Source organism: Amycolatopsis sp. M39 (assembly GCF_001651785.1).
GTDB classification, from domain to species: Bacteria; Actinomycetota; Actinomycetes; order Mycobacteriales; family Pseudonocardiaceae; genus Amycolatopsis; species Amycolatopsis rubida.
Genome location: NZ_LWSF01000026.1, coordinates 25,489 through 32,063, shown reverse-complemented (window position 1 = coordinate 32,063; position 6,575 = coordinate 25,489). Strand labels below are relative to the sequence as shown.

At 67.9% G+C, this 6,575-nt stretch carries 7 protein-coding genes; 2 read left to right on the top strand and 5 right to left on the bottom strand.

The window, feature by feature from the left end; all coding sequences use genetic code 11:
- Nucleotides 1-214 (bottom strand): transposase (locus A4R44_RS49540; RefSeq protein ID WP_232791942.1); only part of this gene is annotated, 214 nt, incomplete at its 3' end.
- Nucleotides 215-428: 214 nt separating this feature from the next.
- Nucleotides 429-596: a hypothetical protein gene (locus tag A4R44_RS49535; protein ID WP_198545573.1), complete on the bottom strand. Its 168-nt coding sequence runs from the start codon at nt 594-596 to the stop codon at nt 429-431.
- On the opposite strand from A4R44_RS49535, the gene A4R44_RS36575 reads away from it, so the two are divergent.
- Nucleotides 595-1,134, top strand: coding sequence for a hypothetical protein (locus A4R44_RS36575; protein WP_067591299.1), 540 nt, complete (start codon nt 595-597; stop codon nt 1,132-1,134). The genes A4R44_RS49535 and A4R44_RS36575 overlap by 2 nt on opposite strands.
- 343 nt (nt 1,135-1,477) lie before the next feature.
- Nucleotides 1,478-2,464, top strand: coding sequence for a LysR family transcriptional regulator (locus A4R44_RS36570; protein WP_067591296.1), 987 nt, complete (start codon nt 1,478-1,480; stop codon nt 2,462-2,464).
- Nucleotides 2,465-2,471: 7 nt separating this feature from the next.
- Here the strand turns inward: A4R44_RS36570 and A4R44_RS36565 are convergent, their stop codons facing one another.
- The 3 genes from A4R44_RS36565 to A4R44_RS36555 are packed head-to-tail and all read right to left on the bottom strand — an operon-like array spanning nt 2,472 to nt 6,563.
- The gene (locus A4R44_RS36565) at nt 2,472-3,134 is read right to left on the bottom strand and encodes a ThuA domain-containing protein (RefSeq protein ID WP_067591292.1); all 663 of its coding nucleotides are present in this window, start codon (nt 3,132-3,134) and stop codon (nt 2,472-2,474) included.
- A 59-nt stretch (nt 3,135-3,193) separates the two neighbouring features.
- Nucleotides 3,194-4,987, bottom strand: a complete 1,794-nt coding sequence (locus A4R44_RS36560) for a thiamine pyrophosphate-binding protein (protein ID WP_067591288.1) — start codon at nt 4,985-4,987, stop codon at nt 3,194-3,196.
- A 40-nt stretch (nt 4,988-5,027) separates the two neighbouring features.
- The gene (locus A4R44_RS36555) at nt 5,028-6,563 is read right to left on the bottom strand and encodes a GMC oxidoreductase (RefSeq protein ID WP_198545572.1); all 1,536 of its coding nucleotides are present in this window, start codon (nt 6,561-6,563) and stop codon (nt 5,028-5,030) included.
- Between the last annotated feature and the right edge of the window lie 12 nt (nt 6,564-6,575).

Below are 6,575 nucleotides of genomic sequence, written 5' to 3'. Positions count from 1 at the left end.
CTTGCCGGTGATGGGGGAAATGGTCTGCCGCGACACCATAGACCTCGGCCAGGTGCGCGGAGATCTCTCCGGTGGTCAATCCCTTGGCAGCCAAGGAGATCACCATCTCGTCGACCCCGGTCAAGCACTTCTGCCGCTTCGCCACGATCTTCGGCTCGAAGCTCGCGTCCCGGTCCCGCGGCACGTCGACCTTCACCGGCCCGACGTCGGTCAGGACAGTCTTGGAGCGGGCGCCGTNTCGGCTCGAAGCTCGCGTCCCGGTCCCGCGGCACGTCGGCCTTCACCGGCCCGACGTCGGTCAGGACAGTCTTGGAGCGGGCGCCGTTCCGTCAGTTGCCGGTCCCGCGGCCGGCCGGGTCGTGCTTGTCATAACCCCAGTGATCGGTGATCTCGCCGTCCACCGCGGACTCCAGCATCCGCTTGGTCAACTACTGCAGCACCCCGCCCTCACCGGTCAGCTTCAACCCACCAGCCCTGGCACGACTCACCAACCGCTCGACGAGCTGGCCATCCAGGCCGTCCCAACCCGTCTCGGGCTTCGAGCCCTCAGCGTTCTCCACACCGGACAACATGTCGGTCATCAGGTGCACTTCCATGATCGGGAGTTACACCGAACGTCTTACAGTCCCGAACCGGATCACTCGAGCCGATGGCCACGCGTTCACCACCTACAGCCCGACTTACGAAACCTACGAACCGTCTTTAGTGGACCTCGTCGTCCGAGAGGATGGCGGCCTGCGTCTCACCTGCGGTCGCGGCACGTTCCCGTGGCAGAAGCAGAGCTATCCTCCCAGCGACCCAGCACCCGTCGTGGTGCCGGCGGTCGTTCTGGGGCTCACGCACACGTTCCTGGCGCCAGCTGGGCAATTGGGTGACGAGCACGCTGCTTACCAGGGTCAGTGGCGACTGGGGCTCCGCGTCGACCGGATGCGCAACGTACTTGCGGCCGACAAGATGAGTCCCGGAATGGGCTGGTACGCGCATCCGTACAGCAGAGATGACTACGTGCGCGTGACCTCTGCATCCACTGGTCAGCTCGTCGAGACCCAGCGCGAAATAGCCGAGCGACTCGTTGCTCCTCTTCTTCGCGGGCTGGACGTCGCCGACACGTACATCCCGGTAAAGCCGGACTGACTCGTCCGTGCCGGCCCCGGCCCAGGTCTCGGTCATCGCGACCTGCCCGGCTCGAGCCGCCGCCTCGACGGCTTCTCCTCGCCTCCGGCGACTCCGAGTTCCGCTTTGCGCCTCGGGTCGCGTGTCGCGAGTCGCGGACGCTCAGGCAGGGGCGGCCGCTTGCCATCCACCGCCAGACCAGTCCGCGCCCGAGAGCTGCTGTCGTGCGGGTTCCGGGCCATCGCTTCCGATCTGCTCCGCTTCCGGTCGCACTGCGGAGCTCGGTTGCCGGGGCTTCCTGCGCTTCCCATGACCGACCCACCTCAGTACTGGCGATTACGGGCCAAATCCATAAGATTGACTCATGACTCTCAACCAGTTGATGGCGTTCGCGTGCGCGGTGCGTCTCAGGTCGTTCACCGCGGCAGCCAAGGAGCTCGGCCTTACCCAGCCGGGCGTCTCGGACCTCATCCAGCGGTTGGAGTCCGAACTCGGCGAGGTGCTCTTCGTCCGGCATCGGCGGGCCTTGAAGCTCACTGCGGCCGGCCAGGAGCTGTACCCGTACGCGAAACATGCCATCGAAGCCGCTCACAACGGCGCGGCCGCCGTCCGGTCCCTGAAGACGCTCGAAGGCGGCAGCGCCGCGTTCGGGCTGCTTCGCAACAGCCCGTACTACATCGGGTCCGATTTGGCGGCGACCTTTCACCGCACCTACCCGAACGTCCGGCTGCGCCTGGTCGGCCAGAACAGTTCCGAGACCGGCGAGGACGTCCGCAACCTCGACCTCGAGGCCGGGCTGGTCACGCTGCCCATCGACGAGGACGACCTCGGCATCCTGCAAGTCGCGCGCGACGAGGTGTTCTACGCGTCCTCCGACAGTGCCGATGCCGGCGAGCCGATGGCCATCGCCGACTTCTGCCGCCGGCCGCTGGTCCTCTACGACGCCCACTACCGCGACCTCGATCCGGCCCGGCGGCAGCTCGCGCACCGTGCCGCCGTGGCGGGTCTGGCTGTCGAGCCGCACATCGAAGTGGAGTATCTGACGGACGCGCTGGATCTGGTCGCAGAGGGTTTCGGCGGCACCGTCGTGTGCGGCGCGGCCTTGCGCTCCCAGGTGGAATCCCGCGGCCTCACCGTCCGCCCCTTCGCGGAGCCGCTGTACGACACCTTGGCGTTGATCAAGCGGCCGGACCAGCCGTTGTCGTCCGCGACCCGGGAAATCGCGCTGCTGGCCGTCCGTACGCTGCTCGGGCACGCCGCCGCGCTGCCGACGGTCTCGCTGCTCCCCGGCGCCGACGAGACCGCGATCCGGAACTTCTTGGGGGTCAACGAAAGCGTCGAGGTCGCGTAGCCGCGGGTCAGCGGTCCCGCCGGGCCCACTGGAATGCTTGCCGCATGAGGCGTTCGACCGGCGGCGCGGTCAAATCTTCCAGGTAGTGGCCCAGCGCGCTGTAGAAGACGCGCCCCGCTCCCCACTCCTTCGTCCACGCCTGCGGCATCCGCTGCCCGGCCAGCCAAGGCATGTGCTCGCCGTCGAAAACGGTCTCCAGCAGCACGTGATTTCTCGGGTCGACGTTCATGTAGTACTGCTCGCTCGCCGCGTCGAAGTCCGTCACGCCGGCGGTGACCGGGTGCTCGCCGTCGACGACGTACAACGGATACGGATGGCGCACCCCCTCCCCCGCCGGGTGGTAGAAGACATCCGCGCCGAGCATCAGGTGGTACATCACGCTGCCGCGGAACGCCGCGCCGCCGCCGTGCCACGCCACGAATCCGGTTCCTGCTTCGACCGCGCCCAGCAAGTGCGACTCTTGCGAGGGTGTCAATGTCTCGCTCAGCAGGGCGTTGTTCCAGTTGTTGACGATCAGGTCGTAGCCGGTGAGATCCTGGTCGAGCGCGAAGATGTCGTTCGACTCTTCGACGTCGAAGCCGAGCCCCTCCAGGGTGGCAGTCGCCCATTCGCCCACGCCGTACGGGTTGTGGCCCGGCCATCCTCCGTAGAGGTAGAGCACGCGTGTCATGATCGTTCTCCCGTCGATGAAGCCGGTGCCCGCGCGAGGCTCGCGGGCACCGGAAAGCTTCAGAAGCCGCGGCCGGCCACGTACGCGTCGCGCTTCGCCCCGAGGTAGGCCGGCACCGTGATGTCCCACCATCCCGTCTCGTGCAGCTTGCTCCAGGGCAAGGCGTTCGCGCTCAACACCTCCACCACGTACGGCCCGGCGGCGGCGAGTCCCCGCTCGACCGCCGCGCGGACGCCGTCGGGATCCTCGACCCGCTCGCCGGGCACGCCCAGTGACTCGGCGAAGCCGACCACGTCGGCGAAATACGGTTTGCCGTCCGGGGTCTTCCACTGCGTGATGATGTCGCGGTCCGCGCCGAAGAGGTTGATCTGCAGGTCCTTGATCGCCTCCCAGCCGCCGTTGTTCATCACGATCACGAGGACCGGGACGCCGAGCTGGGCGGCGACCGCCAGTTCGGTTCCGGTCTGCAGCAGGCTGCCGTCGCCGATGTAGGCGACCACCTGCTGGCCGGGTGCGCCGATCTGGGCGCCGATCGCGGCGGGCAGCCCGAATCCGATGCCGGAGAAACCGCCGGCGACGATGTTGGTCCTCGGCTCGAAGATCGGGAACTCGTTGAAGGCGCCGTTCGCCGGGTTGCTGGAGTCGGTGACCCAGACCGCGTCGCGCGGCAGCGCTTCCCGGATTTGGACCATGGCGCGGGAGTTGGTGACCGGCCGCACGTCGGCCTCGCGTGCGGGCCGCAGGTACTCCTCCCATTCCTTCTTCAGGAACTGCAGTTCCGCGAAGTAGGCGGTCTCCCGGTAATCCCCTTCGGCGGCGCCGAGTTCCGCGGCGAGCGTCGCGAGCGTGGACTTGGCGTCCCCGACGATCCCCACGTCGGCCTTGTAGTTGCGGCCGATCTCGAAGGCGTCGATGTCGATGTGGACGAGCTTCGTTTCCGGGAAGGTGAACGTGACGCCCTTGCGGTAGGACGAGGTGATCCGGTCGCTGAACCGCGTGCCCACCGCGAGGATGACGTCCGCCCGCTTCGTCACGCCGTTGCCGGGGATCGAGCCGAGGTCGCCGCACGGCCACGCGTAGAGGTCGTGGTCCGCGGGAACCGCGCCCTTGCCCATGAACGTGTGGGTGACCGGGGCGCCGAGCCGTTCCGCGACCGCGATGAGTTCGCTGCTCGCTTCTGCGGCGATCACACCGCCCCCGGCCAGGACCACCGGCCGTTTCGCGGACCGCAGCAGCTCGGCCGCCTGCCGCACGGCCTCGATGTCGCCGGTGGGCCGGGGAAGGTCGATCGGCGCACCCTCGACCGGTTCGTAGTTTCCGGCTTCCGCCTGCAAGTCCTGTGGCACATCGAGCAGCACTGGGCCGCGGCGTCCTTCGCGCAGGGTGGTGAACGCCTGCGAGATCACGCGCGGGATCTGGCCGAGCGTCACCGGACGCCACCATCGCTTCACGATCGGCTCGATGACCGCGCCCCAGTTCGAACCGTGCGGCCGGTCGATTTCCTGTAGCACGCCGCGGTTCTCGAGGTAGGTGTGCACCGATCCGGTCAGCACGATCTGCGGCTGCGAATCGGAGAACGCGGTGGCGATGCCGGTCACGGTGTTCGTAGCGCCTGGGCCGATCGACGTGCAGACCGCGGCGATCTTCCCGGATGCGCGGTAGTACCCGTCCGCCATGTGCGAAGCGCCTTGCTCGTGCATGGCCTGGATGACGGTGATCTCGTCTTCGCGGTCCACGAACGCGTCGAGCAGCGCGGTGTTGCCGTGGCCGGGCACGGCGAAGACCACTTCCACGCCCTGGCGGATCAACCCGTCGACGATCATCTGGCCGCCGGTCAACGTGTTCTCTGACATCTCGTGTTCTCCTGAGGAAAGGGGGCGCGGGCGGTGCCGGTCAGGGCGCGAGCGCCGCGCGGATCTTGTCGGCCACGCGCAACGCGTTGGCCGAGATGGTGAGGACTGGGTTGGAGGCCGCTGACGACGGGAAGACCGAGCTGTCCACGATCCAGAGGTTGTCCAGGTCGTGCGCGCGGCAGTTCTCGTCGACCACCGACGAGGCCGGGTCGGTGCCGGCCGCCGTCGTTCCGCACATGTGCGAATTCGTCGCGATTCCCATCAGCCTGGTGAAGACGAACGGGAACCCGGCTTTGCGGACCGCCTTGCGAACGTTGCCGACCAGGTGCTGGTGCGCCGCGAGGTTGTTGCGTTTCCATCGGACGACGATGCGCTCGCCGTCGGCAGTGACCCGGTTGCCCGGATCGGCGACGTCCTCGGAAATGAGGCACAGATCGATGCTGCGGTCGGTGACCCATTTCAGCAGGAACCGCGGCAGGAGGGGGAAAAAGCCCTTGAGCATTTCGGCGCTGAGCTTCCCCAGCATTTGCATGTTCCCCAGCGGCGGACGATCGTCGCCGGCGAGGTACCAGTCGTTGACGCCGATCGTCTTCTGCCAGGCGGTCCGGTTGCGCCGCAAGGGATGCACGCCGACGAGGAACGTGGTGTTGTGGACCATGTAGTTGCGGCCTACCAGATCCGAGGAATTGGCGACGCCTGAACGCAGCAGCAGAGCAGCCGTGTTCGCCGCGCCCGCCGCGAGGATGATGCGCTCCGCGTGGATGGTCACCGGCTTGCCGCGGTACGTGCCTTCGGCGGCCACGAGCCGCCTCCCGTCCTTCGCGGCGATGAGGCGGGTGATCCGCAGCTCGGTGAGCAGCTGGATCCGCTCGTCCGCGTCGAGCGCCGGTTTGAGCAGGCGGTTCCACGCGTCGCTCTTGCGGTCGGCGAAGCTCGGCGTGCCGTCGGAGGCGCGTTCCTCCTCGCGTTCGGCCTGGCTGGTCACCTCAAGCCCGTTGGCCGTGTGGTACGGGTGCAGCCCCTGCGCCCGCAGCGAGGCCGCGAACCGTTCGATGTCGGGTTCGTGCTCGAGAGCGGGAAACGGGAAGTCCTCGCTGTGCTCGGGTTCCGTCGGGTCCTCGTCGAGCCGGCCGTGCACGCGGTAGAGCTTCTCCGCCCGCGTGTAGTACGGCTCCATTTCCGCGTAGCCGAACGGCCAGCCCTGCGAGAACCCCTCCTGCATCGGAGTGCGCTCGAAGTCCTGCCGACGGAACCGGGGCAGCGCGGCGCCGTAGAACTTGGTGTTGCCGCCCACGTAGTAATAGGTGCCGGGCGTGAACGGCTTGCCGTCGGACGCGTCGTACCACTTCTCGGTGTTCGCGTACCGCTTGTCGACGTGCATCGCGGTGACGATCTCGTCGCGCGGCACGCTCGGCAGATGCGAGCCGCGTTCGGCCACCAGAACGTCGAGACCCGACCCGGCGAACGCGTGCGCGGCTGCCGATCCGCCCGGCCCGGAGCCGACGATCAGCACCGCGGTCGCGATCGATCCGTCGACGGCCAGCCGCGCGCCGGGTCCGGATTCGGCGTCTGTCATGACACGCTCCTC

Excerpts from the sequence above, each read along its gene's own strand:
- A4R44_RS36565 (WP_067591292.1), bottom strand. The coding sequence starts at position 3,134 with ATGACACGCGTGCTCTACCTCTACGGAGGATGGCCGGGCCACAACCCG.
- A4R44_RS49535 (WP_198545573.1), bottom strand. The coding sequence starts at position 596 with ATGGAAGTGCACCTGATGACCGACATGTTGTCCGGTGTGGAGAACGCT.
- A4R44_RS36570 (WP_067591296.1), top strand. The coding sequence starts at position 1,478 with ATGACTCTCAACCAGTTGATGGCGTTCGCGTGCGCGGTGCGTCTCAGG.
- A4R44_RS36575 (WP_067591299.1), top strand. The coding sequence starts at position 595 with ATGATCGGGAGTTACACCGAACGTCTTACAGTCCCGAACCGGATCACT.
- A4R44_RS36555 (WP_198545572.1), bottom strand. The coding sequence starts at position 6,563 with ATGACAGACGCCGAATCCGGACCCGGCGCGCGGCTGGCCGTCGACGGA.
- A4R44_RS36560 (WP_067591288.1), bottom strand. The coding sequence starts at position 4,987 with ATGTCAGAGAACACGTTGACCGGCGGCCAGATGATCGTCGACGGGTTG.